At 70.2% G+C, this 26,640-nt stretch carries 22 protein-coding genes and 1 pseudogene; 7 read left to right on the plus strand and 16 right to left on the minus strand.

The annotated features are described in order from the left end of the window. Window positions 1-33: 33 nt before the first annotated feature. Together PGN25_08490 and PGN25_08495 are read left to right on the plus strand one after the other, a co-directional pair. Window positions 34-663, plus strand: coding sequence for a phasin family protein (locus tag PGN25_08490; GenBank protein ID MEH3117625.1), 630 nt, complete (start codon window positions 34-36; stop codon window positions 661-663). A 189-nt stretch (window positions 664-852) separates the two neighbouring features. Then, window positions 853-2,322 (plus strand): DegQ family serine endoprotease, encoded by a 1,470-nt coding sequence (locus PGN25_08495; protein ID MEH3117626.1) that lies wholly within the window; start codon window positions 853-855, stop codon window positions 2,320-2,322. 12 nt (window positions 2,323-2,334) lie between these two features. On the opposite strand, the gene PGN25_08500 is transcribed toward PGN25_08495, so the two are convergent. Next, a complete protein-coding gene (locus PGN25_08500; GenBank protein ID MEH3117627.1) occupies window positions 2,335-3,537 on the minus strand; it encodes a GGDEF domain-containing protein in 1,203 nt (400 codons plus the stop codon). A 560-nt stretch (window positions 3,538-4,097) separates the two neighbouring features. Here PGN25_08500 and PGN25_08505 point away from each other — a divergent pair. Further along, entirely contained in the window at window positions 4,098-4,349 is a 252-nt protein-coding gene (locus tag PGN25_08505) for a hypothetical protein (GenBank protein MEH3117628.1), read from the plus strand. A 119-nt stretch (window positions 4,350-4,468) separates the two neighbouring features. Here PGN25_08505 and PGN25_08510 read toward each other — a convergent pair whose 3' ends face one another. The 5 genes from PGN25_08510 to PGN25_08530 all read right to left on the minus strand — a co-directional run bounded on the left by PGN25_08510 (window position 4,469) and on the right by PGN25_08530 (window position 12,082). Then, a complete protein-coding gene (locus tag PGN25_08510; GenBank protein MEH3117629.1) occupies window positions 4,469-4,699 on the minus strand; it encodes a hypothetical protein in 231 nt (76 codons plus the stop codon). Window positions 4,700-5,135: 436 nt separating this feature from the next. Next, window positions 5,136-6,197, minus strand: a complete 1,062-nt coding sequence (locus PGN25_08515; GenBank protein MEH3117630.1) for a hypothetical protein — start codon at window positions 6,195-6,197, stop codon at window positions 5,136-5,138. Window positions 6,198-6,235: 38 nt separating this feature from the next. After that, window positions 6,236-9,268, minus strand: a complete 3,033-nt coding sequence (locus tag PGN25_08520; protein MEH3117631.1) for a transglycosylase domain-containing protein — start codon at window positions 9,266-9,268, stop codon at window positions 6,236-6,238. A 240-nt stretch (window positions 9,269-9,508) separates the two neighbouring features. Beyond that, on the minus strand, window positions 9,509-10,708 hold the full coding sequence (locus PGN25_08525) for a flagellin (GenBank protein MEH3117632.1): 1,200 nt from the start codon (window positions 10,706-10,708) through the stop codon (window positions 9,509-9,511). A gap of 174 nt (window positions 10,709-10,882) precedes the next feature. After that, window positions 10,883-12,082: a flagellin gene (locus PGN25_08530; GenBank protein MEH3117633.1), complete on the minus strand. Its 1,200-nt coding sequence runs from the start codon at window positions 12,080-12,082 to the stop codon at window positions 10,883-10,885. 202 nt (window positions 12,083-12,284) lie between these two features. On the opposite strand from PGN25_08530, the gene PGN25_08535 reads away from it, so the two are divergent. Together PGN25_08535 and PGN25_08540 are read left to right on the plus strand one after the other, a co-directional pair. After that, window positions 12,285-12,689: a flagellar biosynthesis repressor FlbT gene (locus PGN25_08535; protein MEH3117634.1), complete on the plus strand. Its 405-nt coding sequence runs from the start codon at window positions 12,285-12,287 to the stop codon at window positions 12,687-12,689. Between the two features lie 278 nt (window positions 12,690-12,967). Next, a complete protein-coding gene (locus PGN25_08540) occupies window positions 12,968-13,558 on the plus strand; it encodes a HupE/UreJ family protein (GenBank protein MEH3117635.1) in 591 nt (196 codons plus the stop codon). A gap of 32 nt (window positions 13,559-13,590) precedes the next feature. On the opposite strand, the gene PGN25_08545 is transcribed toward PGN25_08540, so the two are convergent. The 3 genes from PGN25_08545 to PGN25_08555 all read right to left on the minus strand — a co-directional run bounded on the left by PGN25_08545 (window position 13,591) and on the right by PGN25_08555 (window position 15,853). After that, complete coding sequence (locus tag PGN25_08545; GenBank protein ID MEH3117636.1) at window positions 13,591-13,806, minus strand: DUF3606 domain-containing protein; 216 nt, start codon at window positions 13,804-13,806, stop codon at window positions 13,591-13,593. 88 nt (window positions 13,807-13,894) lie between these two features. Then, window positions 13,895-15,049, minus strand: coding sequence for an acyltransferase family protein (locus tag PGN25_08550; protein MEH3117637.1), 1,155 nt, complete (start codon window positions 15,047-15,049; stop codon window positions 13,895-13,897). Between the two features lie 426 nt (window positions 15,050-15,475). Then, complete coding sequence (locus tag PGN25_08555) at window positions 15,476-15,853, minus strand: restriction endonuclease (GenBank protein MEH3117638.1); 378 nt, start codon at window positions 15,851-15,853, stop codon at window positions 15,476-15,478. Window positions 15,854-16,016: 163 nt separating this feature from the next. Between PGN25_08555 and PGN25_08560 the strand changes: the two genes are divergently transcribed. After that, window positions 16,017-16,445, plus strand: coding sequence for a TIGR01244 family sulfur transferase (locus tag PGN25_08560; GenBank protein ID MEH3117639.1), 429 nt, complete (start codon window positions 16,017-16,019; stop codon window positions 16,443-16,445). A gap of 127 nt (window positions 16,446-16,572) precedes the next feature. Here PGN25_08560 and map read toward each other — a convergent pair. The 3 genes and pseudogenes from map to PGN25_08575 all read right to left on the minus strand — a co-directional run bounded on the left by map (window position 16,573) and on the right by PGN25_08575 (window position 20,210). Next, a pseudogene (gene map / locus PGN25_08565) lies at window positions 16,573-17,279 on the minus strand (type I methionyl aminopeptidase). 106 nt (window positions 17,280-17,385) lie between these two features. After that, a complete protein-coding gene (locus PGN25_08570; protein MEH3117640.1) occupies window positions 17,386-18,996 on the minus strand; it encodes a DHA2 family efflux MFS transporter permease subunit in 1,611 nt (536 codons plus the stop codon). Next, complete coding sequence (locus PGN25_08575; GenBank protein MEH3117641.1) at window positions 18,993-20,210, minus strand: HlyD family secretion protein; 1,218 nt, start codon at window positions 20,208-20,210, stop codon at window positions 18,993-18,995. The genes PGN25_08570 and PGN25_08575 overlap by 4 nt, the downstream gene beginning before the upstream one ends. Window positions 20,211-20,450: 240 nt before the next feature. Here PGN25_08575 and PGN25_08580 point away from each other — a divergent pair, with 240 nt between their 5' ends. Then, window positions 20,451-21,089: an HdeD family acid-resistance protein gene (locus PGN25_08580; GenBank protein MEH3117642.1), complete on the plus strand. Its 639-nt coding sequence runs from the start codon at window positions 20,451-20,453 to the stop codon at window positions 21,087-21,089. Window positions 21,090-21,215: 126 nt separating this feature from the next. Here PGN25_08580 and PGN25_08585 read toward each other — a convergent pair whose 3' ends face one another. The 4 genes from PGN25_08585 to PGN25_08600 form a co-directional block, all read right to left on the minus strand. Further along, window positions 21,216-21,962, minus strand: coding sequence for a transporter (locus PGN25_08585; protein ID MEH3117643.1), 747 nt, complete (start codon window positions 21,960-21,962; stop codon window positions 21,216-21,218). 465 nt (window positions 21,963-22,427) lie between these two features. Next, complete coding sequence (locus PGN25_08590; GenBank protein ID MEH3117644.1) at window positions 22,428-23,270, minus strand: 3-keto-5-aminohexanoate cleavage protein; 843 nt, start codon at window positions 23,268-23,270, stop codon at window positions 22,428-22,430. A gap of 29 nt (window positions 23,271-23,299) precedes the next feature. Continuing rightward, window positions 23,300-24,664 carry a sigma-54 dependent transcriptional regulator gene (locus tag PGN25_08595; GenBank protein ID MEH3117645.1) on the minus strand — a complete coding sequence of 455 codons (1,365 nt, stop codon included), beginning with the start codon at window positions 24,662-24,664 and terminating at the stop codon, window positions 23,300-23,302. Then, on the minus strand, window positions 24,654-26,522 hold the full coding sequence (locus tag PGN25_08600) for an ATP-binding protein (GenBank protein ID MEH3117646.1): 1,869 nt from the start codon (window positions 26,520-26,522) through the stop codon (window positions 24,654-24,656). The genes PGN25_08595 and PGN25_08600 overlap by 11 nt, the downstream gene beginning before the upstream one ends. Between the last annotated feature and the right edge of the window lie 118 nt (window positions 26,523-26,640).

Genomic DNA, 26,640 nt, shown 5'->3' on the forward strand with positions numbered 1-26,640 from the left:
CCGGGGCCGGCCGCCAGGACGGAATCGCCGGCCGTGGCTGCCCCCGACATCGCCGAAACGGCCGTCACGGAAACATCGGCGGTCGCGCTCTCGGTGGCCGAGGGCACCCCTCTCGAAGCGGACGCCGACGCGACGCGGGAGCCCGTCGCCGGGACCGAGGCGGCGGAGCAGCCGGCCGAACCGGTCGCCGAGACGGCCACTGCGGCGGAGCGCGAAGCCGCGCCGGCCCAGGAGAACATGCAAGAGGACATGCAAGAGGACATTCGGGAGACCGTTCAGGAGGCTGCCCCGCAGCCGGACGAGCCCGAAGCCGTGTGGCCGGAACCCGCTCCTCCGGTCGCCACGGTGCCGGCCGTCGCCGAACCCGCCGGGGCCGAAGCCGCCGACAAGGCCCCGCGCAGCCTCCGCATCGGTGCGAGCTTCGTCTTCGTCCCCACGCTCGCGCCGCTGACCGAGATCAACGCAAGGCTGTTCGCCTTCGCCCGCGGCGAGGGCGAGGCGGCGCTCGCCCATCTCCAGGCGCTGACGCGGGCCAAGTCCCCGGCCGAGGCGATCCGCCTTCAGGTCACGGAGATGCAGCGCGCCGCCGACGCCTCGCTGACCTGCTTCAGCGAGATCGTGCGCAGCGCCAACCGCCTACACGACACCGCCCGCTGGCACTGAGCCCGCGCGGCACCGTGGAGACAGGATCGGGGCGGTCGCCTTTGTACGGGCGGCCGCCCTTTTTTCGGTCCAGCTCGCCACCGTGACCCGGGCACGGGTGCCGGACACGGCCGGCCCTCTCGCCCCCCGCTCCCGCGAGGGCTACATAGCCCCGGACTCCGCTCCAGCGATCCTCCGGGAGACTCCTCGATGCCCCCCTCGCCGCTCCTTTCGGCCGGCCTCGTGTCGGCGCTGCTGCTCGCCGCCGCGCCCGCGGGCGCGCAGATGGCGAACACGCCCGAGAAGCCGGCCTCGGACAAAGCCTCGCCGGACAAGGTGGTGCCGCTGTCGAAGGGCGAGATCCAGCTCTCCTTCGCCCCGGTGGTGAAGCGGGCCGCGCCCTCCGTCGTCAACGTCTACGCCTCCCATGTCGAGAAGCGCTCCGCCCGCTCCAACGCCATGGAGGAGTTCATGCGCCGCTTCTTCGGCGAGGACCGTCCGGGCCGCGGCCCCGGCGGCATGCCGGGCGAGCGGGCCCAGCGCTCCCTGGGCTCGGGCGTGATCGTCGACGCCTCGGGCCTCGTCATCACCAACAACCACGTCATCGAGAACATGAACGAGGTGAAGGTGGCGCTCGCCGACAAGCGCGAGTTCGAGGCGCAGTTCGTCCTGCGCGACCCCCGCACCGACCTCGCCGTGCTCAAGATCAAGAGCCCGGCCGACATCGCGCCGATGCCGATCGGCGATTCCGACCATCTGGAGGTCGGCGATTTCGTGATGGCGATCGGCAACCCGTTCGGCGTCGGGCAGACGGTGACGCAGGGCATCGTCTCGGCGCTCGCCCGCACCCAGGTCGGCTCGTCGGACTACCAGTTCTTCATCCAGACCGACGCGGCGATCAATCCGGGCAATTCCGGCGGCGCCCTGGTGGATCTCAAGGGACACCTCGTCGGCATCAACACCGCGATCTACTCGCAGTCCGGCGGCAGCCACGGCATCGGCTTCGCCATCCCCGCCAGCATGGTCCGCGCCGTGGTCGAGACCGCCAAGAACGGCGGCAGCCTCGTGCGCCGGCCCTGGCTCGGGGCGCGGGTGCAGAGCGTGACGCCGGACATCGCCGAGAGCGTCGGGCTCGACCGGCCGACCGGCGTGCTGGTGGCGAGCATGCAGGCCAAGAGCCCGGCGGAAGAATCCGGGCTCAAGCGCGGCGACGTGATCCTCTCGGTCGACGGTCAGACCGTCGACGACCCGGAGGCCTTCGGCTACCGCTACGCCCTCAAGGGCATCTCCGGCACCGCCAATCTCGGCATCCTGCGCGGCACCAAGCGGCAGACGATCCAGGTCAAGCTCGGGCCGGCGCCGGAAACACGCCCGCGCGACCTGCTCAAGGTCCGCTCCCGCACGCCGTTCGCCGGCGCGACCTTCGTCAACACCTCCCCCGCGGTGAGCGAGGAGCTCCAGGCCGACCTGCCGGAGGACGGCGTGGCGGTGACCGCCGTCGAGGACGGCTCCCTCGCGGGCCGGGCCGGATTCCGGAAAGGGGACGTGATCGTCGCGGTCAACGGCATGCCGATCGCCACGACCAAGGATCTGGAGCGGGTGACCCAGCGCAATCCCGGCCTGTGGGAGGTCGCGATCAACCGCGGCGGCGAGGTGCTGACCTCGGTTTTCGGCGGATAGGCGGCCTCCACCCTACCCCGCCAGCGCGAGGCCGATCGCTTCCGGCCCGCCGACGAAGGCGCGGTTGCGGCCGCGCCGCTTCGCCTCGTAGAGCGCCCGGTCGGCCGCCGCCAGAAGCGCGGCCTTGCGGTTCGCGGTGCGATCGGCCTGCGGGTCCACGCGACACGCAGCGACGCCGACGCTGACCGTCACGACGTCCAGGCCGTCGCGGCGACCCGGATGGGGAATGCCGAGCGAGGCGACGGCTTTGACGAGGTCGTCGGCGAGACGCGTCGCCTCCCCTTGCCCGCCCCCGTTCAGGACCAGGGCGAACTCCTCTCCGCCGTAGCGCGCGCAGATCAGGTCGGTACGCGCGAAGCCCAGCGTCGCCAGGGCATCGGCCACGCGGCGCAGGCAGTCGTCGCCGGCCAGATGGCCGAGGGTGTCGTTGAACCGCTTGAAATGGTCGATGTCGATCATCAGCACCGCGACGGAGCCGTCACTCGACAGCCATTGGTCGAGGCAGAGATCGAGGGCGCGCCGGTTCGGCAGGCCGGTCAGCGCATCGGTGCGGGAGAGATCCTGGAAACGCTGACGCGCCTGCTCGGCCACTTCGCGCAACAGGCGGGCGCGAAGCCCCGTGATGTAGTCGCGGCAACGACGCGCCTCCATCTGGTGGTTGGCGTAGAGACTGAACCCGCACGCCGTCGCGAGCTGGATCAACAGCGCACCGCTCAGCCCCCCGGCGAGCCCCGGTTTGGTGACGACCGCGAGAGCCGCGAAGACGAAGGCCACGCCGGTCAGGACGATGGCATCCACGAAGCGCAGGGCGAGGACGATGTTCCCGAAGATGACGGCGAGCGCCAGTTCCGAGAAACAATAGGTGCCGAACGGTGCCTCCGTGAGCCAGAACAGGACGGCCGGCGGCAGGAACCCGCCGATCATTGCGGCGAGCGCCAGCCGCTCGCGTTGCACCGCCGCGACCCGATCGATCAGCCAGATCAGCAGAAGCGCAAGGGGGGTGAAGAGCACCGTGCGGGTGAGGAACGCCAGATCGAGAACGTCCGGCGTCAGGACGATGCTGGTGAAGTTGTAGATATTGTAGACGATCAGCCCGGCGAAGGCATTGCGGCGCAGGTCGGCCGCCCGCTGCCAGCCGTACTCGCGCTCGTAGTGCTCCGCCACGGACGGGCTGAACCGCAGAAGCCGATCGAGGTCCGTCGCGGTCTCGCTCATCGCCCTCGTCCTGGCCGACTCCATGGCACTCAGGGTCTCTCGCTCGGCGCACCGAACAGAATCCGAGGGGCGAAGGCCGCTGCCGTTGCGCCGCGGCAGATTGAACAACATGAGTTATTTTTTGATGATCGTCGGGGCGACCCGCCGTTCGCGCCGCGTTCGGCTCCCATGCTCCCGCACGCGTACGCCCGGCGCATTCCCAAGCTTTCGGCCAGAGAAGTTAAAGACAGGGTGCCGCCGGGCTACGGAGAGGCGCCGAGTTTGTCGGCGGACTTCATCGTGGGGGAAGCGGCTTTCTCGGCCCGATCGCCCAACCATGATCCCCTCCCGAGGGGATCGCCGCCGGACGGCGATGCGACGTGCGATTTCGCTCATCGGCCCGACGGGCGGCGCGCTAGCCTCGCAAGCGGATGCATGGAGGGGGTCTCGTTTCCGGATGTTTCGTCGGCGGTGCGCCGACGCAATCCGGTAACCGTACGAGGCAATCCGCCGGCAACCCGACATCCCTAGAACGGCCCCACACGAGAGCCGGCAGGGCTCCGATCAATGGGGCGGACGACATGCGGGACCTGATCAAGATCGCGGCGGCCGGGACGGTGATGGCGGCCTACGCCCTTCTCGCCCCGTCGCTCGTCGAGGCGGTGCCGAGCCCGACGGGCTCGGCCAAGACCTTCACCCAGCGCCTGCCGCAGGTCGGCGGCACGGTTCCGGTGAGCGCCCGGATCGATGACGGGACGCCGGTTCCGGGGTGGATCGTGGTGGCCCGTCGGCCGCTTCTGGTCGGCGTCTCGACGGGCGAAGCCTCCCGATGACCGCCGCGGACACACCTCTGCTCGCCGCGGCGTTCCTGCTCGGCCTCGGCGCGGCCGTTCTGCTCAACGTCCTCCTGGCCTGAATCGGGTGCGATCCCGGTGGGCGGCGCGGACGCGCTTCAGGCCGTGACCGCCGCCAGGGCGTGAGGGTTGCCGTGCAGGCCCGCGCAGAGATCGTCGATCTCGGTCACGTCGAGGGCCTCGCCGCTACCGGCGGCGATGATGTCGATCAGGTCGTCCTTGCGCGGGTCGAACGGGTGACCCTGCATCCGGTAGAACTGATAGTAGCGCAACGCCGCCAGGAGCGTGTCGCGCTCGCGGGCGGTGACGGTGAGGTTCTGCGTGGTCATGGGCTTCCCCTTGGCTTGCAACGAACGCTGAGGCGAGACCGCGCGCGACTCACCTAGCTTGACCGTTGTAGCCCCCGGGCGGCAGCCTCGTCCATGACATGTGGGGGGATCGGACCGGACAACCGTCCCGGAGGGATCGGCAGGGCTTCGAACGCGGGTCGACACCGGCCGCCTCGAGGATGCCGATCCGCCCCCCTCCGTCGTCATCCCGGGGCGCCGACGGCTCGCAGGTTTCCGGCGCTCGTCGGAAGAATGAGCCGGCTTCAAGAAAAAACGGCACGCCCTGGGAGGGGCGCGCCGGATGAGGTGACTCGCGGTCTCAGGAACGAGTCGAAACATATTATCCAGTATACCAACCTCTGTCTGCCGCCTCGCGGTGACACCGGCAAGGTTGCTCACAGCTTCGTGAGGTTTGGATGGCGCTCGGCACCGTCCTTCATTTCCTCGCCAGCGCGTCGGCGAAGGCGACGATGCGGTTGCGGGCGTAGGTCGGTACGCCCGCGCTGATCGAAGTGCCGGTGTTGAAGGAGGAATTGCCCATCAGCACCTGCACCGGCAGCAGGTTCCTGAGCACCGGCACCCGGGCATATTCCTGCTTGCGCTCCAGCACGTCCGCCTTGATCGCCAGCGCCATGCAGGTCGTCACCACCGTGCGGTTCGGATCGTTCGGGGCGGGCTGCATCACCGCCAGGAACTTGCCGAAGCGCAGGATCTGGTTGACCCAGAAGATCGTCTGTTCGAGCCCGCCCGCGACCGGCGTCTCGATCTTCGTGAGCGCGGCGAGGCCCGCGGCTTCCGCCGGCGGGAGCACCCGCAATTCGCTCTGGAAGGAGACGAACTCGGCGATCTTTTTCGACGAGCCGAGTTCGAGCTTGTTGGCGAGCTTGACGCCCAGCGGCAGCTTGCCTTCCAGGTCGTAGCGCGACTCGATGCAGGTGCCGCCCGCCCCGCACCAGGGCCGGTCGGGACGCTTCGCGAAGGCGGCGGCCGGGTCCTTGGTCGGCGTCGCGTCCGCCGGGTCGAGCCGCTTGTGGCGGATCACCGGGTCCATCCTGGCCAGGAAGTCGAGGCTCGCGAAGGCCGAGAGGTCGATCTCGGAGGGCGGCTTGGCGACGACGAAACGGCCTTCCGCGACGTAGACCTTCAGGGTCTCGTGGCGCGGCTTGGCGACGCCGTTGATCGTCTGCGTGTAGTCGGGCTCGGTATAACCGGGCCAGGGGCCGAGGGCGGCCGCCTCGGCGGGCCGGGCTTTTCGCCACGCGTCGAAGGCGATCAGCCCGCTTTCCGGATCGGTCGAGGCCGCCTCGCGGTGGTCGCTGAAAAGGACCGTGCCGGGCTTGAGGCTCACGGCGTCCCCGGGCGTCAGCGCCGGCACGTCCTTGACCCGGTCGGAGACCAGGGCCGCCGGTTTCGGGAGATCTTTGGCCCCCTCCTGCGCGCGGGCCGGCGCAGCCAGCGCGAGCGCGACGAGCAGGGTGGCCGGAAGCTGCCTGGGCAAAGCGGACCTCGAAGAGAGCATGGAAGAAGAAGGCCGCGTCAGTAGCGCGGGTCTTCGCCGAACAGGTAGTCGGGATCGCGGCGGCGCTGCCGATAGCGCCTGTCGTCGTCGTCGAAGGGCGAGCCGAACGGCGTCGGGTTGGCCTGCCCGTAGCGGTCGCGGCCGGGCCAGGCTTGCGGTTCCCCGCGCCGGTCGCGGCGCAGGCCCCAAGGATCGACGTTCGAATCCGCATCGGTGTCGGCGCTGCGCCTCCGGGCATGGGGGTCGTAGCCGTCGCGGCGCCCGCCCGGCAGGTTGCCGAAGATGTCGCCGGCCACGTCCGCCCCGTCCTCGGAATTGCCGGTGTCGCCGTCCTCCGCGTCGGGGCGCATGGCGTAGAGGGTGTCGCGGGGCACGAGCGCGTACTGCGTGTCGGCGACGCGGCCGTCCTTGAGACGGAAATGCTCGATGAAGCCGCCGCCCGCGACGCGCTGGCCGCTGCGCGGCTCGATCGGCAGGTCGGCGATCAGCCCCTTCGCCTCCGGCGAGGGCGGCGCGAGCGAGGTGCGCGGCACGCCGTTGGCCCAGGCCGCCTGGAAGATCGCCCGCGCGATCGGCACCGAGACGTGCCCGCCGGTCTGGCCGCGGCCCAGCGTCCGGCGCACGCCGTCGGCATTGTCGTAGCCGACCCAGACCACCACCGTGATCTCGTTCGAGAACCCGGCGAACCACGCGTCGTTCTCGTTCTCCGACGTGCCGGTCTTGCCCGCGACGTAAGCCGAGATGCCGGCGAGCGCCGCGGCGGTGCCGTGCCGGGTCACGCCCTGGAGCATGGTCTTGAGCTGGTAGAAGGCGACCCGGTCGGCCGAGCCGATCCGCACCGGCGCCTTGTCGGCGTGGCTGTAGACCGGCTTGCCGCCGCGCTCGATCGATTCCAGGGCGTAGGCGCTCGGGCGCGCCCCCTCGTTGGCGATGGCGGCGTAGAAGCTCGCCAGGTCGATCATCCGCACCGGCTGGGCGCCGAGCACGAAGGGGTAGTAGCGCTCGCACTCGGCGTAGAGCTGGGCCTCCAGCGCGATGTCGCAGACCCGCTGCAGGCTGTCGGGCGCCTTGCCCGCGATGCCGCCCTGGAGCAGGCGGGCGGTGACGAGGTTCTTCGAGAATTCGAGGCCGCGCCGGATCGTCGTCGCGCCGGAACCGCCGCCGTCGTAGTTCTTCGGCGACCACGAATCGCCGATCCCGCCGATCGGCGGCAGGGTCACGGGCGCGTCCATCACCAGGGTGTTGGGCTGCATGCCCGCATTGAGCGCGGCGAGATAGGTCAGCGGCTTCAGGGTCGAGCCCGGCTGGCGCACGGTCTGCGTCACCCGGTTGAGCTGGCTCAGCGGGTAGGAGAAGCCCCCGCTCATCGCCAGGATCTTGCCCGTGCGGTTCTCCAGCACGATGGCGGCGCCCTGGACGGTGGGGCGCACGCGCAGGTCGGCGCGGGGGCTGCCCTTGCCCTCGCGCAGGCGCACCCGCACGGCGTCGTAGAGCTGGAGTTTTCCCCGCGCCGGGCCGGGTTCGAGGCTCGCGACCCGCCCGTCCGGCAGGCCGACCCGCGTGCCGTTCCTGCCGGCTTGGAGCACCACGGCGAGCGGCCAGCGCACGTCGTAGAGCTGGGGCCGGGCGGAGAGGAGCGCGCGCTGCCAGGCCGGCGGCACGGCAGGCTTGGCGGGCGTCCTGGCCGCCGCCTTCCCGGCGCCCTTCTTCGTCTCGGACGCGGGCGCCGGTTCCGCGGCCGGCTCCGGCGCGGGCGCGGCGGCCTCGATGCGCTTGATCGCTTCGGAAAGATTCAGCTCCGGCCCCTCGTAGCGGGCGCGGCCGGTGCCGCGCTCGTAGGTCGAGAGCCCCTCCTGAAGCGCGCCTTCGAGCGTGCTCTGCAGGCCGGCATTGACCGTGGCGCGCACGGTGTAGCTCGCGTCGGTGAGCGAGTTGAGCCCGGCGAAGGTGCGGGCCTCGCGCGCCAGATGATCGACGAGGTAGAAGCCGGAATCCTGGCGCGCCGCGTCCGGCGGCCTGATGCCGAGATCGGAGGCGAGCGCCGCGCTCATCTGCGCCTCGGTGATCGTGCCCTCTTCCTTCATGCGGCTGAGCACGTAGGCGCGCCGCTCCTTCGCCCGCTCGGGATACTTGTCGGGGCTGTAGTAGTTCGGCCCCTTCGGCAGGCCGGCGAGCAGGGCGGCCTCGGGCAGGGTGAGCGCACCCACCGACTTGCCGAACCAGGAGCGCGCGGCCATCTCGATGCCGTAGGCGCCGCGGCCGAGATAGATCCCGTTGAGGTAAAGCCCGAGGATCTGCGGCTTGGTCTGGAGGCGCTCCAGGCGCGAGGCGACGATCATCTCGCGGATCTTGCGCTCGTAGGTGACGTCGTCGCCGACCGAGAGGTTCTTGACCACCTGCTGGGTGATGGTCGAGCCGCCGGCCGGGCGCCCCGGCGAGGCGAGGTTGCCGACGAAGGCGCGGATCACGCCGCGCTCGTCGATGCCGTGGTGGCTGTAGAAGCGCTTGTCCTCGGCCGCGACGAAAGCTTGTCGGACGAGGTCGGGCACCGCCTCGATCGGCACGACGAGGCGGCGGCCGTGGGTCTCGAAGGTCTCGGAATAGGGCTTGCCGGCCGCGTCCAGGATCACGCTGGCGCTGGGAAGCTTGATGTCGCGCAAGGCTTCGGCCGAGGGCAGGTCCCTCACGGCGTTGTTGTAGAAGGCGATCACCGCCCCCGCGTCGAAGGGGGAATCGGCCGGGCTCTCGCCCTTGCAGAACTGCTTGTAGCTCGTGTTCAGCTCATTCAGATCGAGCCCGTGCAGGATCTTGGGCGCGTTGTCGCCGGCCACCGCGCTCGGATCCTCCATGGCGGTGGAGATCAGCTCGTCGAGGTTGATGTCCTCGATGTCGAAGGATTTGCGCATGTGGGCGCAGCCGTCGCGCAGGATCGCCACGACTTGCCCGCCGTCCGTGGCGGCATCGAACCGGGTCCGCACGGCGTCGGGCCGCGTCGTGACCTGGGAGAGGGTCAGCGCGGTCGCGAACAGCTTGATCAGGATGGCATTCATCGCGTGCTGGGATACCCCGGGGCGGGACGCGTCGGGAGGAATTCTTGAACAGCGTGTCGGCGCCGATAAGGCGGCGCACAACGCGGCTGATTTATGGACGCGCGGCCGCGCACGCCACGGGCCCGCGCGGGGCCGGGATGCGCCGCGGGCGGATTCGGGGCCGACACGACGAGAAGGGGCGACCGCCTCGCGCGATCGCCCCCGAAACCCGCCCGCGATGAGGGATGGCGCGCCGCCGGATCAGCGCAGGAGCTGGAGGATGCCCTGCTGCGCCTGGTTGGCGAGCGAGAGCGCCGAGATGCCGAGCGACTGGCGCGTCGACAGCGCCTGGGAGTTCGCCGCCTCCTCGTTGAGGTCGGCGTTGGTCAGGTTCGCCGCGCCGGTATCGAGGATGTTGACGAGCCGCTTGGTGAAGTCCTGCCGGTTCTGCACCACGGAGAGGTTCGAGCCGAAGGTCGAACTCGCCGTGCGCAGGGTGTCCGAGGCCGAGCTGAGGCCGGTCAGGGTGCTCTTGATGTCGGTGTCGAGCAGGAAGCTGCCCTGACCGTTCACCGTGTTGCCCGAGTTGCCGGTGATCGAGGCGAGGTTGAGGCCGGCGGAGGTCAGATCCTGGCCCTGCACGTCGATGTTGGCGGTGTCGCGCTCGTTGAAGGCGATGTGCAGCTTGTTCGAGGGGTCGCCGCTGCTGATCAGGTTGGTGCCGTTGAAGCTCGAATCCTTGGCGAGCTGCGTGATCTGCGTCAGCAGGCTGTTGTACTGATCCGCCAGCTTGGAACGGGTGTCCACGCCCGAGATCGTCAGGTTGGCGCTGGTCGAGGCCACCGTGTTGCCGGTGCCGTACTTGTTGGCCGTGGGGCTGCCCGAGCCGACGGCAAAGCCCAGCGCCGTCTGGTCGCCCGTCGTCGCGAACTCGACCGCAGCGCTGGCGTTCAGCACGATCTTCGTGCCGGTCGTGTCCTTGGAGAACATGGTCGAGCCGGCCGCACTGTTGAGCGCGGTGATCGCCGCGTCGATCGTGGAGTTGGAGGCGATCGTCGCCGCCTTGGTCGCACCGTTGACGTAGAAGTTGACGGTGGTCGAGGTGGTCGTGTTGGCGGCGAAGTTGGAGCCGGCGGTGCCGGTGGTGGTGATCTGGGTCGACAGCGCCTGGTTGGCGGTGGACTTGGCCGAATCGATCAGCTTCTGGATCGAGGTGATGCCCTGGTTGGCCGCCTGGATCGTCTGCACGCCGTTCGAGATCGAATCGAGCAGCGAACCGAGGTCGCCCGAACGGCTGGAGAAGGACTGCGCGGTGAAGAAGTTGACGGGGTTGTCGAGGGCGGAGGAGACCTTGAGGCCCGTTGCCAAGCGGTTCTGGGTGGTGGCCGTCAGCGCGGCGGTGTCCTGCAGCGAGAGCAGGTTCTGGCGGGTGGCGGCGGAAAGCGTGACGCTGGAAGACATGGGTAACAACCCCGTTCAGATCGATATCGACCCGGCATTAGGGTTAATTCACCACGATCTCGGTTGCCGTTGCGTTAACGATACCCTTTGAGCCTGAGATTTCTCGATCCGGAACGCGAAAACGGCCGGAGCGCGGGCCCCGGCCGTTTTCCGACGATGCGGTTGCCTTGCGCGTCAGCGCAGGAGCTGGAGAATGCTCTGCTGGGCGGTGTTGGCGAGCGAGAGCGCCGAGATGCCGAGCGACTGGCGCGTCGACAGCGCCTGGGAGTTGGCGGCCTCCAGGTTGAGGTCGGCGTTGGTCAGGTTCGCCGCACCGGTATCGAGCACGTTGATCAGGTTCTTCGAGAAGCTCTGCCGGTTCTGCACCACGGAGAGGTTCGAGCCGAAGGTCGAACTCGCCGCGCGCAGGGTGTCGGAGGCCGAGCTGAGGCTGGTCAGGGTGCCCTTGATGTCGGTGTCGAGCAGGAAGCTGCCCTGGCCGTTCACCGTGTTGCCCGAGTTGCCGGTGATCGAGGTCAGGTTGAGCCCGTCCGCGGTCAGATCCTGGCCCTGCACGTCGAGGTTCGAGCTGTCCTTCTCGTTGAAGCTGATATGCAGCTTGTTCGAGGCGTCGCCGTTGCTGATCAGGTTGGTGCCGTTGAAGCTCGAATCCTTGGCGAGCTGCGTGATCTGCGTCAGCAGGCTGTTGTACTGATCCGCCAGCTTGGAACGGGTGTCCACGCCCGAGATCGTCAGGTTGGCGCTGGTCGAGGCCACCGTGTTGCCGGTGCCGTACTTGTTGGCCGTGGGGCTGCCCGAGCCGACGGCAAAGCCCAGCGCCGTCTGGTCGCCCGTCGTCGCGAACTCGACCGCAGCGCTGGCGTTCAGCACGATCTTCGTGCCGGTCGTGTCCTTGGAGAACATGGTCGAGCCGGCCGCACTGTTGAGCGCGGTGACCGCCGCGTCGACCGTGGAGTTGGAGGCGATCGTCGCCGCCTTGGTCGCACCGTTGACGTAGAAGTTGACGGTGGTCGAGGTGGTCGTGTTGGCGGCGAAGTTGGAGCCGGCGGTGCCGGTGGTGGTGATCTGGGTCGACAGCGCCTGGTTGGCGGTGGACTTGGCCGAGTCGATCAGCTTCTGGATCGAGGTGATGCCCTGGTTGGCCGCCTGGATCGCCTGCACGCCGTTCGAGATACCGTCGAGCAGGCCGCCGAGATCCGACGAGCGGTTGGACAGGCCCTGGGCGGTGAAGAAGTTGACGGGGTTGTCGAGGGCGGAGGAGACCTTGAGGCCGGTGGCGAGGCGGTTCTGCGTCGTGGAGGTCAGCGCGGCGGTGTCCTGCAGCGAGAGCAGGTTCTGGCGGGTGGCGGCCGAAAGCGTGATGCCGGAAGACATGGGGCGATCCTTGTGGGTCTTGATGCCGCCCTTTTGGCGACACTCGAACCCTCCACCCCGGGCCTTGCCGAGACCTTAATCGAACCGGAGAATTTTCCGTCTATCTTCCTTTATGGGCAAGGATAGCGACAGACCCTGCCGTCATGGTTAAGAGAACCTCGCGGCCTCTGCTGAATTTCGTCGCTTCAAGGAACGGGTAACCATGGCCCTGCGCATCGAACTCAAGCCCCAGGAGCGGCTGATCATCAACGGGGCGCTGATCCGCAACGGCGACCGACGCTCGGTCTTCGTGATCGAGAACCAGTGCAAGTTCCTGCGCGAGAGCGAGATCATCACCGAGAGCGAAGCGGACACCGCCGCCAAGCGGCTCTGCGTCACGCTGCAATTCATCTATCTCACCGACAACCCGCCGGAGGCGGAGGATCTGTTCGTGCGCCAAGCCACCGAGATCCTGAAGGCCTCGCCGAGCATGGGGCCCTACATCCTCGCGATCCAGGACGAGTTGTCGGCGCAGCAGTATCATCGTGCGATCAAGCGCGGGCGCGAGCTGATCGCCTATGAGCGTGATCTCCTCGACCGTCTCGACGAGGGCACGGCCCAGGAATGACCCTTCCGCAGGGCCATCGCTCGAAGCCGCGCAAGTGGCTTCGCGGCGCGAAGAGCGCCGCGCGGAGCGGGCTTTTCAGGACGGATGTCCTGAAAAACATCGAGCGGAGCGAAAGCCTCAAGCCCGCGGAGGCGGGCGCCGGCGACTGAGGCTGGCAAGAAACCAGGGCCATCGCTTCAAGCGATGGCCCTGGACCATTCCGCGGGACAGGCGTGCAAGCGCTGCGGTAGAGTTCCTGCTTGCCGGCCGCCCGACCTGAACAGGGAGTCGAACCGACCATGAAGCGTCTCACCGCCGGCCTGACGGCCGGCTTGCTCCTCCTGCCGCACGCGGCGCTCGCCCATCCCGGCCACGGCGAGGCCGGCGGGCTGGCGCAGGGCTTCCTGCATCCGGTCGGCGGCGCCGATCACGTGCTCGCGATGGTCGCGGTGGGACTGCTGGCGGCGCTCTACGGCGGCCGGGCGCTCCTCGCGCTGCCGCTCGCCTTCCTGGCGATGATGGCGCTGGGCGCCGGGCTCGGGATGGCGGGCGTCGCGCTGCCCTATGCCGAGGTCGGCATCGGCCTGTCGGTGGTGGCCTTCGGCCTCGCCCTGGCATTGCGCGTCGCGGCCCCGCTCGCGGCGCTGACGGCGCTCGTCGGCGGCTTCGCGGTGTTCCACGGCCTCGCCCACGGCGCCGAGATGCCGGAGAACGCCTCCGGCCTCGCCTACGGCTTCGGCTTCCTCGCCGCCACCGCGGCTCTGCATCTCGCCGGCATCGGCCTGGGCCGTGTCGCCGTCAGCCCACGGATGTCCTCTCGGATCGTCCCGCGGGTCCTGGGCGGCGCGCTCACCGTGGCGGGCCTCGCCCTCCTCGTCCAGGGCGCCTGAAGCCGGGACGAGCCCAGCCTCGGGGAGCGGCGTCAGACGATGCCGCTCTTCTCGTAGGGCCAGGGCTTGCCGAGATGGGCGGCGACCCGGGCGGGATCGGTGCCGACCGCCTCCACCGCCGCCTGGACCTGCTCCACCGGAACCTCGAACCGGCGGGCCCAGAAGGCGCGGTCGTGCGGCTTGTCGAGAACCACCGTGGCGGGATCGCCGCTCACCGTGCTCCCCCCGTCGGACGTGTCCTGCACCATGTCCGGCCGCTCCCTGTCGCGCCCGCCCCGGCGGCGGGCCGCGTGAGAAACCGGCGGGCGGGGTGTGAAGGTTCCGGATCGGGATCGGTCAGGCCTCTCGCGCGGCCACCGGCACCGCCCGCGGACGCGCCGCGCGGGCGGGCGGCGCGGCGATGTGGAAGGCGGCCGGGCGCCGGAACAGGAAGTCCAGGCGGGTGCCGCGCACCAGCCGCTCGAAGGCGAGCGGCACCGTCACCGCCGCCGCGGTCACGATCAGGCTCGCGAGCCCGACATCGAGGGCGTGGTCGGGCACGGCGAGATTGAACTTGAGGATCAGCGTGCGGGTGAGCGCCATCGGCAGGAAGAAGCCGAGATAGATCACGATCGACCGCTCGCCGCAGGCGCGCAGGGCCGCGGTGACGGGCCCGCCCGCGCGGGTCATCAGGTTGGCGAAGGCGATGATGGCCAGCGCCCCGACCGTGCCGAGCCCGAGGCTGACCACCGGCAGGCGCGCCAGCGTCGGCACGGCCTCGATCCCCGTCGGCGTGAAGACGAGGACCGCCTCCAGCCCCGCCCATAGCGCGAGTCCGGCGAGCGCCGGAAGCACGGCCCCGCGCACCCGGTCGGCGAAACGGAAGATCCATTCGGCGAAGAGGGTCCCGCCCAGGAAGTAGACGTAGCGCTCGCAGAACTCGTCGAGGAGTTCGGGCAGGCCGCTGGTCGGCAGGATCTGCAGCACGGCGGCGACCGCGAGCAGCGCGAGCGGCGGCACCCGGCGGTGGAGCAGCTTCGTCACCACCGAGAACACCGCGAGCAGGTAGACGAACCACAGCGTCGAGTAGGGCACCACCAGCGCTTCCGCGAGGTGCAGGCCGAAGGCGGCGAGCTTCGCTTGCGTCCCCTCCGCCCCGGCGACGATCGCTCCGGCCTTGAACAGCGACTGGATCACGACCCACAGGCCGTAGAAGTAGGCGAAGTGGACCACGCGCCGGTCCGCGAACAGGCGCCAGTCGCGGTCGATCACCCGGCCGAGGAACAGGCCCGAGAGCAGGAAGAAGTCAGGAATCCGGAACGGCTTGGCGAATTCCACGACCCCGTGCAGGAAGCCCTCGCCGCCCAGAGCCTCGCCGGTGCCGAGCGTCGAGTGCATCATCACGACGAGGACGATGCACAGGCCCTTGGCGACATCGACCCAGGCGAGCCGGGCGGCCTCGTCGGGAAGCGGACGGATCGGCTGGGTGGCCGCGGTGGATGCTGCGCCCATGGGGTCGGGCCTCGTGCGGACGGGATCGAGCCCCGAGCATGGCCGCCCAAGCGTTAAGCGCCCCCCAGCGCCGCCCAAGCGATCTGGCCGCGCGGTTAACGCTTCCGCCAGGACGGATGGAGGATTGTCCGGGGATGCGGAAGCCGGCCCGCTCGAACGCTCACGCATCCTTCGATGGCTGCCGACCTGTCCGAGACAGAGGATACGCCCGGTTCGCCCCGATCGGTCCGCGCCTTCGAAGGGCCGTTGCCGGCCCTGCTCGGAAATCGCCCCTGAAAAATCGCTGATCCCATCCCGCGAGCGCAGGCGATGCTTCCGGCCGGGAAACCGGTCGAACGGATGCCGGCGGCCGGCGAAGGAGTTCGAATTCCTCCGCTCCCGATCTTCGTGGCACCACGCGAAGCCGGCACCTTTCGGGACGATGCTCTAACGCCACGAGCGCCCGCCGCTGCGCCGCGCGCGGGTCATGCGGGCGGGGGCGTGGAAATCGTCGGGCTTGCCCCGCACCCATTCGCGGAAGCGGGCGATCTCGGGATCCGCGCGCAGGGATTCGACCTCGGCGAGCCTGCGGGCGATCTCGGCCTCGCTATAGCGGGCGTGGATCGCCGAGTGGCAGATCTGGTGGAGCCGCACGGTCGCGCCGTGGGCGCCGCCCTTCAGCTTCGGCGTCAGGTGGTGGAGGCTCTGACGGGCATGGGCCGGGATCGGCCGCTCGCAGAGCGGGCAGACCGGCGCGCCCGCGGGCCTCGGCCCCTGCATGTCCGGATCCGCGTCGCGCCAGCGCCGGGAGCGCCGCCCCACCACGTTGCCCCTCCCCTACAACTCGCCCGGCCCCGCCGGGCGCGGGGGAAACGGTCGGGAGGCCGCGCGGCTCCGCGAAGGCGCCGCGCAGCGATCCCGCCGGCGCGCCTTGCCGCCCGAGACGGCCCGCGCTACGCCGGAGCGGACGCAGCCACGGACAGGCGGCATGAAGCGAACCTCCCTCGACCCGAAACTCTCCGTGGCCGGCCAGCCGAGCCTCGACGCGATCGCGGCCCTGGGCGCGGAGGGGGTCGCCCTCCTCATCAACAACCGGCCCGACGGCGAGGAGCCCGGCCAGCCCGGCGCGGTGGCCGAGCGCGCGGCGGCGGAGGCCGCGGGCCTGCGCTACCTCGACCTGCCGGTGACCGGCCCGACCCTCACTCGCGAGGCGGTGGAGCGCTTCCACGCCGCGGTCGAGGCGGCGCCGGGCCCCGTCGTCGCCCATTGCCGTAGCGGCACGCGCTCGCTCACGCTCTGGACGATCGGCGAGGTGCTCGCCGGCCGTCTGCGCCGGGACGAGGTGGCGGCCTACGGCGCCCGCCACGGCTACGATCTTTCGGGCGCCGAGCGCTGGCTCGACGCCAATGCGGGCTGATCGGGATCCCGCCCGGCGAAGGGCGCCGCGAGACAGGTCTTGAGGACACCGCAGGGGCCGCCCGCCCGCGCCCTTCAGTATCTTTTTCCGAGAACCGGAAGCCCCCTTTCGGGGCGCGTTCTACTGCCCCGGACACGGTGAGGATCAGCGGTCCGTTGCGGGTGGCCGCGACGGTGTGCTCGTACTGGACCGTGAGGGCGCTCGGTTGGCTGTAGAGGGTCCAGGGGTCGTCGCCGCCCAGCGACAGGAAGGGCTCGACGGTCAACACCAGACCGTCGACCATGATCCGGCGCTCGGAGGCTTCGGGCCAAGTCGCGATCTCGGTCGGCTCCTCGTGCAGCGACAGGCCGACGCCGTGGCTGGCGAGATTGCGCACCAGCGTGTGGCGCCCACGGCCCGGCCGATGCCCGCGACCGGCCTGCCGGCGCCGATCTGGCGCAAGCCCGTCCACATCGCCCGGCGCCCGTCCTTGCAGAGCAGAGCCGCTCGACCCGGGGCGGCACCGCGAAGGACGCTCCGGTGTCGGCGAAATAGCCGTCCTTCTCCGCGGAGACATCGATGTTGACGAGGTCGCCCGGTCCGATCCGGCGGTCACCCGGGATGCCGTGCGCGATTTCCTCGTTGACGCTGATGCAGGTCGCCCCGGGAAAGGCATAGACCGTCTTCCGGAGCCGAACGCGCTCCGGCCGCTTCCATGAAGGCCCGCCCGATCCGATCGAGTTCGCGCGCGGTCGTGCCGGGCTCGATGGCCCTGCCCATCACCTCCAGCGTGTCGGCGACGATGCGCCCGATCCGCGTCAGCCCCGCCAACTCGTCGTCGTTCGACACCGTCATGTCGGGTCCTCGCGCAGGTCGGCCCCCGCCCGATCGGAGACGGTTCCGACCCCACGCTTCTGCCATCTTTCGCGGAACCCGGCGAGGCCGTCGGCGCGACGGCGTCTCAATGCGCCGCCGGCGCGGCGCCGCCGAGCCGCACGTTCTTCAGGATCAGCGCCAGCGGCACGAGGCAGGCGGTCAGCACGGCGAGCACCCAGAACACGTCGATATAGGCCCAGTAGGCGACCTGGGTGGCGAGTTGCTGTCCGATCCAGGCGATGGCCTGACCCTGCGCGTCGGGGCCGGCGAACCCGTGCTGCTGGAAGTAGCGCGTCGCCTGCGACAGGGTCTGCTGATAGGCCGGGCTCGACGGATCGAGCGTATCGACCAGCCGGCTCTGGTGGAACTGGCTGCGATAGGCCAGCACGTTCTGCGCGAGCGACACGCCCATCGAGCCGCCGACGTTGCGCGCCACGTTGATCAGGGCCGAGGCCTGATCGGTCTTGTCCTTCGCCAGGCCCTCGTAGGAGGCCGAGGTCACGGACAGGAAGATCATCGGCAGGCCGATGCCGATATAGATCCGCGACCACGCGAAGAACGAGAAGGTCGTGTCGCCGTAGATTCGGGTCAGGTCGTAGAGGCCGAGCGAGACGATGAGCCCGCCGGTGGCGATCAGCCATTTCGGCTGGATGAAGGAGGAGACGCGGCCGATCACGAGCATCGAGATCACGGTCATGATGCCCCCCGGCCCGAGCACCAATCCCGACAGGGTGGCGGTATAGCCGTAATATTCCTGGGTGATCTGCGGAATGAACTGCGTGCTGGAGATCAGCACCGCGCCGGTGAACAGCATCACCAGGAAGCAGGCGCTGAACTGCCGGCGTTTGAGAAGCCGCAGATCGATGACCGGGTTCTTCGCGCTCAGCAGCCACGGAATCATGGCGAGGAACGAGATCGCCGTGAGCGCGCCGAAGACGTTCATCAGCGTCGAGGTGCCGAACCAGTCCTTGCGCTGGCCCTCGTCGAGGACGACTTCGAGCGAGCCGAGGAAGGTCGCGACCAGCAGGAAGCCGACGAGATCGAAGCGCACGCCCTTCCGGCGCAGCGCCCGCCGCTCGCGCTTGGCCGCCTCGCTGTCCTCGATCAGGAAGTACATCAGCACCAGGGCGATGACGCCGATCGGGCCGTTGATCAGGAAGCACCAGTGCCAGGAGGCGTTGTCGGAGAGCCAGCCGCCGAGCGTCGGACCGATCACCGGTGCGACCACGATGGCGATGCCGTAGAGCGCGAAGGCCTGCCCCCGCTTCTCCGGCGGGAAGGAATCGGCCAGGATCGACTGTGCGAGCGGCGCCATGCCGCCGCCGCCCAGCCCCTGGAGCACGCGGAAGAGCAGCAGCGATTCGAGGCTCCAGGCGAAGCCGCACAGCACCGAGGAGAGCGTGAACAGCGCCACCGACCACAGGAAGAAGGCCTTGCGGCCGTAGCGCTTGGCCAGGAAGCTCGACGCGATCAGCGTGATCGCGTTGGCGACGAGGTAGCTCGTCACCACCCAGGCGGACTCGTCCGGCCCCACGGCGAGCGCCCCCGAGATGTAGCGCAGGGCGACGTTCGCGATCGTGGTGTCGAGCACTTCCATGAAGGTGGCGAGCGCCACCACGAGGGCGATCGCCCAGGGGCTGTGCCCCCCGGGCGCCTTCGAGGGCGCCTTCGAGGGCGACTTGGCGTCCGCACTCACCGCACGTGCGCCCTCGGCACGACCGACATGCCGGGACCGATCGCGATGTCGCTCGGCCACGCGTCGACCACGATCTTCACGGGAATGCGCTGGGTCACCTTCACGTAGTTGCCGGTGGCGTTCTGCGCCGGCAGCAGGCTGAAGGCGGTGCCCGAACCCGGCTGCACCGAGGCGATCCGGCCGGTGATCCTGCGGTCCGGGTAGGCGTCGATCTCGATGTCGACGGGCTGGCCCGGCCGCATGTCGGTGATCTGCGTCTCCTTGAAGTTGGCCGTGACCCAGATGTCGTCGGGCACGAACATCGACAGGCTCTGACCGGCCTGGGCGTACTCGCCGACGCCGCCGGTGAGGCGCACCACGCGGCCCGCCTGCGCCGCCGCCACGGTCGTGTAGCCGAGGTTGAGCTGCGCTTGGTCGCGCTGCGCCTCGGCCTGGGCGAGCTGCGCCTCGGCACTGGCGCGCTGGGCCTGGAGCGAGCCGATCTGCTTCTGGGCTGCGACCACGTTCGCGTTGGCACTCGTCAGCGCCGCCTGCCGCTGCTGCAGGGTCGAGGTCGAGGATTGCGATTGCTGGATCGTGCCGGCGCCGCGCTCGGCGAGCGTCTTGTAGCGGTCGGCGTCTTCCTGAGCGAATCGCAGCGCCGCCTGCGCGGTCTCGACCTGGGCCTTCGCGACATCGACCTGGGCCTTCTGCACCGCGATCTGCGCATCGACGTTCTCGATCGAGGCCTGCGCCGCCTGCACCTGCGCCGTGGCCTGTTCGAGCGCGACCCGGTAATCGCGCGGATCGATCTGGAACAGGGTGTCGCCCGCCTCGACGTGCTGGTTGTCGGTCACCGGAACGGCGACGACGTAGCCGCCGACCTTGGGCGCGATGATGAAGCTGCGCGCATCGACGAAGGCGTCGTCGGTGGTCTCGTAGGGATGCAGTTCGACCAGCCAGTAGACATAGGCCGCCACGCCCAGGGCCAGCACGGCCAGGCCGCCGAGCACGAACCACCAGGGGTGACGCCGCAGCGCGTTCGGTCGCGTCTCGCCGTCCTCGCCGCCGCCGTCCTGCGTGCCCGAGTCCGGAGCCGCCCCGTCGGCCTCACGCCAGGCCTCATCGGGTTTGCGCGCCTCGGGCTTCAGATCGAGGCTATCGCGCCCGTTCTCCGCCGCGGACCGGCGCGCGGATGCGTCGGCCGGCTTGGCCCGCCGCTGATCGTCAAGCATCGGACATGATTGCCGAAAGAAGGTCGGCCCTGCGGAACCGGCCTTGGAGTGAGCCCGCCTCGATTGCCCAAGACACGAAAGGCCTCCGAAGTTCCATGTCGCCCGCCTCGGTTGCATTTCCGGAAGGCCGGCCGCCGAACGGACGGAACGCGAGCATCCATGCCGCGTTGCGGGATGGATGCGGGGCGCGCCCGCCAGCGGGCCGATCCGGCCGGCCCGCCCTTGCCGGAGGAGTGCGACATGGCTGGATCGTCCGACGCGTCCGGGGAAGCGGGCAGGCAGGCGCGTCCGTCCGGCGTCCCGCTCACCGGGCCAGCACGTCTCGACGCGATGAGCACGGTGCTCGCCCGCAACTGGTGGCTCGTGGCCCTGCGCGGCGTCCTCGCCATCCTGTTCGGCCTCGTCGCCTTCGTCATGCCCGCCGCCTTCGTGCTCTCGCTGGTGCTGTTCTTCTCGGCCTACATGCTGGTCGACGGAATCTTCGCCATCGTCGCCGCGATACGGGCGGCGCAGCGCCACGACCGCTGGGGCTTCCTGCTGCTCGAAGGCCTGCTCGACATCCTCGTCGGCGTCGCGGCCTTCCTCGTACCGGCGGCAGCGGTCTGGGTCTTCGTGCTCCTCGTCGCGGCCTGGGCTCTGGTGACCGGCGGCCTGATGATCGCCGCGGCCTTCCGGCTCCACCTGCATTACGGGCGCTGGTGGCTCGGCTTCGGCGGTGCCGTCTCGGTGCTGTTCGGGATCGCGCTGCTGATCAATCCCGGCATGTCGGCGCTGGTGCTGACGTGGTGGCTCGGCGCCTACGCGGTGGCCTTCGGCGCGCTGCTGCTCGTCCTCGCCTTCCGCCTGCGCGCCCGCCACGAGGCGGCGGGCCGCCCCTGAACCTTCACGCCGCCGGCACCCTGCCGGAGCCTCGCTCCGAAAACCGGATCGGGGTGGAGGCTCCAGGCCCTCGTTCCTGCGTCGGCTCTCTCCGGAAAACCGGCCGCTTGCGGGATACCTCCCCGCTCAGCGCCCCTCCACGGGAGGCCCGGCGGCGCTGTTGCGCCGGACGGTGACGCGGTTCGGAACCTGATCCGGCTCCGGCCGCCACAGCGGCACGAGGAAGCGCAGCCAAGCGCGGGTCTCCTCGCCGCCGAGGTTGCGCTGGGCGATGTCGCGGGTGAGCAAGGTCTGGACCGTGAACTTCTCGAAGGCGTAGCCGACCAGGGCGCCCATCGCGATCTGTCCGACGGGGCGGTAGCCCGGCCGGTTCGTCGGCAGGTCGGTCGAGCCGAAGGCGACGGCGCCGAACTGCCACTTGCCGAACCGCTTGGCCGCGGTCAGGTCGAGATTGAGGTAGTCGGAATAGTGCACGTTGGTTGGCGAGTTCTCTTGCAGCATCGTGCCGTAATGCAGGTTCGCCGTCAGGTTCCAGCCGTCGCCGACATAGCTGATCGCGAAGCGCTGGGCGATCGAGGCCGACCGGAGCGCGAACAGCGTGTCGCTCGGCCAGAAGCCGCCGAAGAAGTAGCTGACGCCGAGATTGTCGCCGATCTTCCAGGCGATCTGCGCGACCGTCAACGGCTGAGCGAGGCCTGCCTGCCAGGGGCCTTCCTGCGGGCTGACCGCGTTGAACGGAAACGACTGGAGGAACCGCAACTGCCCGCCCAGGACCTTCCAGGGTGTCGCCCAGAGGAACACGACGAGGTTGTTGTTGCCCTGGTTGTCCCGCGGCTGCGTCCCGCGCTCGGCGAAACTCGTCGTGAGATTCATCTGAACGCCCTCCGGGACCTGCCAGCCCGTCGGAAGGCCGCCGGTGATGCCCGGCAGCGCGGCGGAACGGGCCAGCGCCGAAGAAGGGGCCCCGACCAGACAGGCACAGAGGGCGATCCGCGCGAAGCACTGCGCTTTCTGTCCAAATTTCAATTCGCTCCCCCAACCCTTGTCCGCGTGAGCCGCCCGTCCTCGGCTCCAGCGCTCCTTGATCCAAGCACCCCCTTCATGAGGGGAAAGAAAGGGTGGAAACAGCCAAGCCAGGACGCATCGATTGATAGATTCGCGCGCTTGTCACGAATTCCGCAGAACAGAACAGATTAAAAATATCTTCGCCCTTTTATCGAGAGCGGGATTAAAAATCATACTTCAGACGTACCAACGGCAGAGCCGATTTGGAGTGCCCCCGAAGCGCCCGGCCAACGGCGCACCCGCTCCAAATGCCCGCCAAATGCTCGGCGGCGGTCAGGCCATGATCGCCCGCGCGGCGTCGGCATCGGCGAGCGGGCGGCCGAGCAGGCGCGCCCCTTGCGCGGCACGAAGGATCTGGGCGGCGTTGCTCTCGGCCGGGCGGCCGTCGGGAGCGAGCAGGCTGTTCTCGAAGCCGACGCGCACATGCCCGCCCAGGCCCGCCGCGACCAGGGCGCAGGCATTCTCGCGCGGGCCGAAGGCGCAGATCGACCAGAGCGGCAGCCCCTCCCCGGCCACACCTCCGGCCACGTCGAGGAAGGGCAGCAGATCGGCGGGGGCGGAGACCTGGCCGGGGGTGTAGCGGCCGAGCACGAACAGGGGGAAATCCTGGCCCTCGCCGAGCACGCCGCGACGTTTGAGTTCGGCGTAGCGCGTGACCTCGGCCGGCTCGTAGAGGATGATCTGCAGGAAGACGCGCTCGCGCCGGGCCCAGGCGAAGAACGCCGCCGCCGCACCTTCCGCGCCCGCGTCCGGCACGATCTCGCGCAACGCCAGCGACACCGCCTCGGGGCGCGCGGCGCGCACCACCGCCATCTGCTCCGGGCCTTCGTAGCGCCCGGCGGCCTCCGAAGTGACCTGCACCACGAGCCGGTCGCCCACCTCGGCGCGGATCGCGGCGGTGACCGTACGATACGCCTCGGCGTCGAGGAGATGGCGGCCCTGGGCGTCGCGGACATGGACGTGGATCAGGGCGGCGCCGGCTTCCGCGATCTCGGCGGCGGTGCGGGCGATCTCGGCCGCCGTCATCGGCAGGGCCGGATGGTCGGCCTTGGTGCGGCCGGCACCGTTGGGGGCGTTGGCGAGGATGAGCGGCGGCCAGCCGGCGGCGTCTTGCATCACGGGTTCGGTCTCTCGGTCGAAAAGAATCAGTCGCCGGCGCTCAACCCGAGCCGCCGCATGCGGTCGGAGAGCGTCTTGCGCGGCAGGCCGAGCGCCCGGGCGGCCTCGGCGATGCGCTGGCCGGAGGCCTTCAGCGCGTCCTCGATGACGAGGCGCTCCACCCGGTCGAGCAGGGCGTCGAGCCCCGGCGCGGCGCCGGCGGCGCCGGCGAGGTCGGGGCCGAGGAAGCCGAGCATGGCGCGCTCGGCGGCGTTCTTCAGCTCGCGCACGTTGCCCGGCCAGTCGGCGAGCATCAGCGTGCGGCGCAGGGAGGGCGGCACCTCGATCACCGGGCGCTGGTACTTCACCGCCGCCTGGACGAGGAAGAGCTCGAACAGGAGCGGGATGTCCTCGCGGCGCTCGCGCAGAGGGGGCAGCGTCAGGGTCACGACGTCGAGGCGGAAGAACAGGTCGCGGCGGAAGCGGCCGGCTTCCGAGAGCGCGCCGAGATCCTCCTTGGTGGCGGCCACCACCCGCAGATCGACCGGCACGCTCGCGTTCGACCCCAGCCGCTCGACCCGGCGGTCCTGGAGCACCCGCAGCAGCTTCACCTGAAGCGCGAGCGGCATGCTCTCGACCTCGTCGAGGAACAGCGTGCCGCCGCTCGCATGCTCGACCTTGCCGATGCGGCGCTTGCCCGCGCCGGTGAAGGCGCCGGCCTCGTGGCCGAACATCTCGCTCTCGAACATGCTCTCGGGGATGGCGCCGCAATTGATCGCCACGAACGGCTTGGCCGCCCGCGCTCCCCCCTCGTGCAGGGCGCGGGCGACCTGCTCCTTGCCCGCGCCGGTCTCGCCGAGCACCAGCACGTCGGCGGCGGCGGAACCGAGCGCGGCGACGTCCTCGCGCAGCCGCCGCATGGCCGGCGACTGGCCGACGAGGCAGCGCTCCACGGCGCTGCCGCGCGCATCGCCCCGGTCGAGGGCGTCGCGCAGGCGGCGGTTCTCCATCACCAGCGCCCGCTTCTCCAGGGCGCGGCGGACCACCTCGACGAAGGCGTCGTTGACGAAGGGTTTCTCGATGAAGTGGTAGGCGCCCTCGCGCATGACGGCGACCGCCATGGCGATGTCGCCGTGGCCGGTGACGAGCACCACCGGCAGTTCGGGATCGCGGCGTCGGATCGCGGCGAGCACTTCGAGCCCGTCGCTTCCCGGCAGGCGCACGTCGCTCACCACGACCCCGGAGAAATCGCGGCCGATCGCCGGCAGCGCCGCCTCGGCGCTGGGATAAGCCTCGACCGCCAGCCCCGCGAGCTGCAGCGCCTGCTCCATGGCGAGGCGGACCATCGCCTCGTCGTCGATCAGCACGACCCGCGGGTGCGGGGCGTCGGGCGGCGCGGGCTCAGGAAACATGGCGCATCCTCTCCGGGCCCATCCTCTCCGGAACGGGGACTCGCGCCGCCTCCGTCGCCGCTTCCATGGCAAGGTCGAAGGCGAGACCGCCGCCGGGCATCGGCCGGGGCTGAAGCGTGGCGCCGAACTCGCGGGCGATGGCGAGCGAGATCGGCAGGCCGAGGCCGAGCCCCTCCCCCGCCGGCTTGGTGGTGAAGAACGGATCGAAGATGCGCGCGAGCGCCGCGCGATCGAGGCCCGGCCCGTTGTCCTCGACGCTGAGCACGACGCGCCCCTCCCCCGCCCAGGCGCGCACCACAACCTCAGCCCCGGAGCGCCCCTTCACCGCGTCGAGGGCGTTGCCGACGAGGTTGACCAGCACCTGCGACAGGCGGATCGGCTCGAACACCACCCATCGCGCCGCCGGATCGAGATCGGTCGTCACCCGCGCGCCCGTGGCGCGGATGCGCGGCGACAGGATCGCGAGACTCTCGGACACGGAAGCGGCGACATCCACCGCCACCCGCTCCGTGCCCGAGCGGCGGGAGAAGCTGCGCAACTGTCCGGTGATCTTGCCGAGCCGGTCCACCAGGGAGACGATGCGGCCCAGATTGGCCTGCGCCTCCTCGTCTCGGCCCTGGCGCAGGAAGGCGAGCGCGTTGTCGGCGAGCCCGCGCAGGGCGGCGAGCGGCTGGTTCAGTTCGTGGGTGATGCCCGCGGCCATCTGGCCCAGCGTCGCCATCTTGGCCGCCTGGACCAACTCGCCCTGCGCCTCCCGCAGGTCGCCCTCGGCGCGGGTCCGCTCCTCGATCTCGCCCGCGAGCTTGAGATTGGCCGCGCTGAGGTCGGCGGTGCGGGCCGCGACCTTTCCCTCCAGTTCGCGCTGCGCCGCGCGATTCTCCCGAACGCGCCGCAAGTGCTGGCGCCCGTACAGGCCGATCAGGCCGAGCACGACCAGCGCCAGGATCGCGCCGACCCGGGCGCTGCGCCCGGCGATCGCCACCGGCGCGGCGTCGGCAAAGAGCAGCAGCGTCCAGCCATAGGCCGGCAGCGCCTGCGCCTCGAACAGGGCGCGGATATGGGGCGCCGCCTCCGAGCGGCTGACTAGGGGCACGCCGCCGACCGTCTCCGTCCGGCCGGGGCCGATCAGGGGATAGTCGCCACGCCCGTACTGGCGCGCCCGCTCCATGCCCACGCGGGCGGCACCATCGAGGGGCTTCGTCGCGCGGAACTTCAGGGCCGGGTCGGAAGCGAGGAAGACGATGCCGTTCCCGTCGGCCACCAGCACGCGGTCGCTGCCCTCGCGCCAGATCGCCTCCATCGGATCGAGGCTGACCTTGGTCGCCATCACGCCGCGCACCGTGCCGTCGACGATGACGGGGGCGCTGATGAAGTAGCCGGGCACGCCGGTCAGCGTGCCGATGGCATAGAAGCGCCCGGTGCGTCCGCCGAGCGCCTCGGTGAAATAGGGGCGATAGGAAAAGTCCTGGCCGACATAGGTCTGGGACGTGGCCCAGTTCGAGGCGGCGATGGTCAGGCCGGAGGGAATCAGCAGGTAGACGACACCCGCTCCGGCCTCGCGGCTCAGCCTTTCGAGATAGGCGTTGACGACCGCGACCTGCGCGGCATCGCCGGGCGCGGCCAGCAACGCCCGCACCCGCGGGTCGAGGGCGGCGGCGGCCGGCAGAAAACCGAAGCGCTCGATGGCGCCCTCCAGGCTCTGCGCGTAGATCTCCGCCCGCTGGCGGGCATCGCCCGCGAGGCTCTCGGCCACGCGCGCCTCCGCCACCTCCCCCGCCTTGAGCACGGCGAGGACGGCCGCGACCGCCAGGGCGGCGAGGATGAGGGCGCGCGCGGCCGTGGCGCGGGGGAAGGGCATCACTCTCATTGACCGGACGAGGCTTCCGTCACCCCCATCGTGAACGGCGGGCGATCAGGGAGCCTAGCATGGCAGCGTCGTGTTCTGGATTGCTTCGCTTCGCTCGCAATGACGGTCT

It is taken from the genome of Methylorubrum populi (assembly GCA_036946625.1).
Taxonomy (GTDB): Bacteria; Pseudomonadota; Alphaproteobacteria; order Rhizobiales; family Beijerinckiaceae; genus Methylobacterium; species Methylobacterium populi_C.

Bases quoted from the DNA above. Each gene is read 5' to 3' on its own strand.
- PGN25_08535 (MEH3117634.1), top strand. From the start codon at position 12,285: ATGGCCCTGCGCATCGAACTCAAGCCCCAGGAGCGGCTGATCATCAAC.
- PGN25_08560 (MEH3117639.1), top strand. From the start codon at position 16,017: ATGAAGCGAACCTCCCTCGACCCGAAACTCTCCGTGGCCGGCCAGCCG.
- PGN25_08600 (MEH3117646.1), bottom strand. From the start codon at position 26,522: ATGCCCTTCCCCCGCGCCACGGCCGCGCGCGCCCTCATCCTCGCCGCC.
- PGN25_08550 (MEH3117637.1), bottom strand. From the start codon at position 15,049: ATGGGCGCAGCATCCACCGCGGCCACCCAGCCGATCCGTCCGCTTCCC.
- PGN25_08525 (MEH3117632.1), bottom strand. From the start codon at position 10,708: ATGTCTTCCAGCGTCACGCTTTCCGCCGCCACCCGCCAGAACCTGCTC.
- PGN25_08500 (MEH3117627.1), bottom strand. From the start codon at position 3,537: ATGAGCGAGACCGCGACGGACCTCGATCGGCTTCTGCGGTTCAGCCCG.
- PGN25_08510 (MEH3117629.1), bottom strand. From the start codon at position 4,699: ATGACCACGCAGAACCTCACCGTCACCGCCCGCGAGCGCGACACGCTC.
- PGN25_08580 (MEH3117642.1), top strand. From the start codon at position 20,451: ATGGCTGGATCGTCCGACGCGTCCGGGGAAGCGGGCAGGCAGGCGCGT.
- PGN25_08575 (MEH3117641.1), bottom strand. From the start codon at position 20,210: ATGCTTGACGATCAGCGGCGGGCCAAGCCGGCCGACGCATCCGCGCGC.
- PGN25_08530 (MEH3117633.1), bottom strand. From the start codon at position 12,082: ATGTCTTCCGGCATCACGCTTTCGGCCGCCACCCGCCAGAACCTGCTC.
- PGN25_08495 (MEH3117626.1), top strand. From the start codon at position 853: ATGCCCCCCTCGCCGCTCCTTTCGGCCGGCCTCGTGTCGGCGCTGCTG.
- PGN25_08520 (MEH3117631.1), bottom strand. From the start codon at position 9,268: ATGAATGCCATCCTGATCAAGCTGTTCGCGACCGCGCTGACCCTCTCC.
- PGN25_08595 (MEH3117645.1), bottom strand. From the start codon at position 24,664: ATGTTTCCTGAGCCCGCGCCGCCCGACGCCCCGCACCCGCGGGTCGTG.
- PGN25_08505 (MEH3117628.1), top strand. From the start codon at position 4,098: ATGCGGGACCTGATCAAGATCGCGGCGGCCGGGACGGTGATGGCGGCC.
- PGN25_08585 (MEH3117643.1), bottom strand. From the start codon at position 21,962: ATGAATCTCACGACGAGTTTCGCCGAGCGCGGGACGCAGCCGCGGGAC.
- PGN25_08545 (MEH3117636.1), bottom strand. From the start codon at position 13,806: ATGGTGCAGGACACGTCCGACGGGGGGAGCACGGTGAGCGGCGATCCC.
- PGN25_08540 (MEH3117635.1), top strand. From the start codon at position 12,968: ATGAAGCGTCTCACCGCCGGCCTGACGGCCGGCTTGCTCCTCCTGCCG.
- PGN25_08590 (MEH3117644.1), bottom strand. From the start codon at position 23,270: ATGCAAGACGCCGCCGGCTGGCCGCCGCTCATCCTCGCCAACGCCCCC.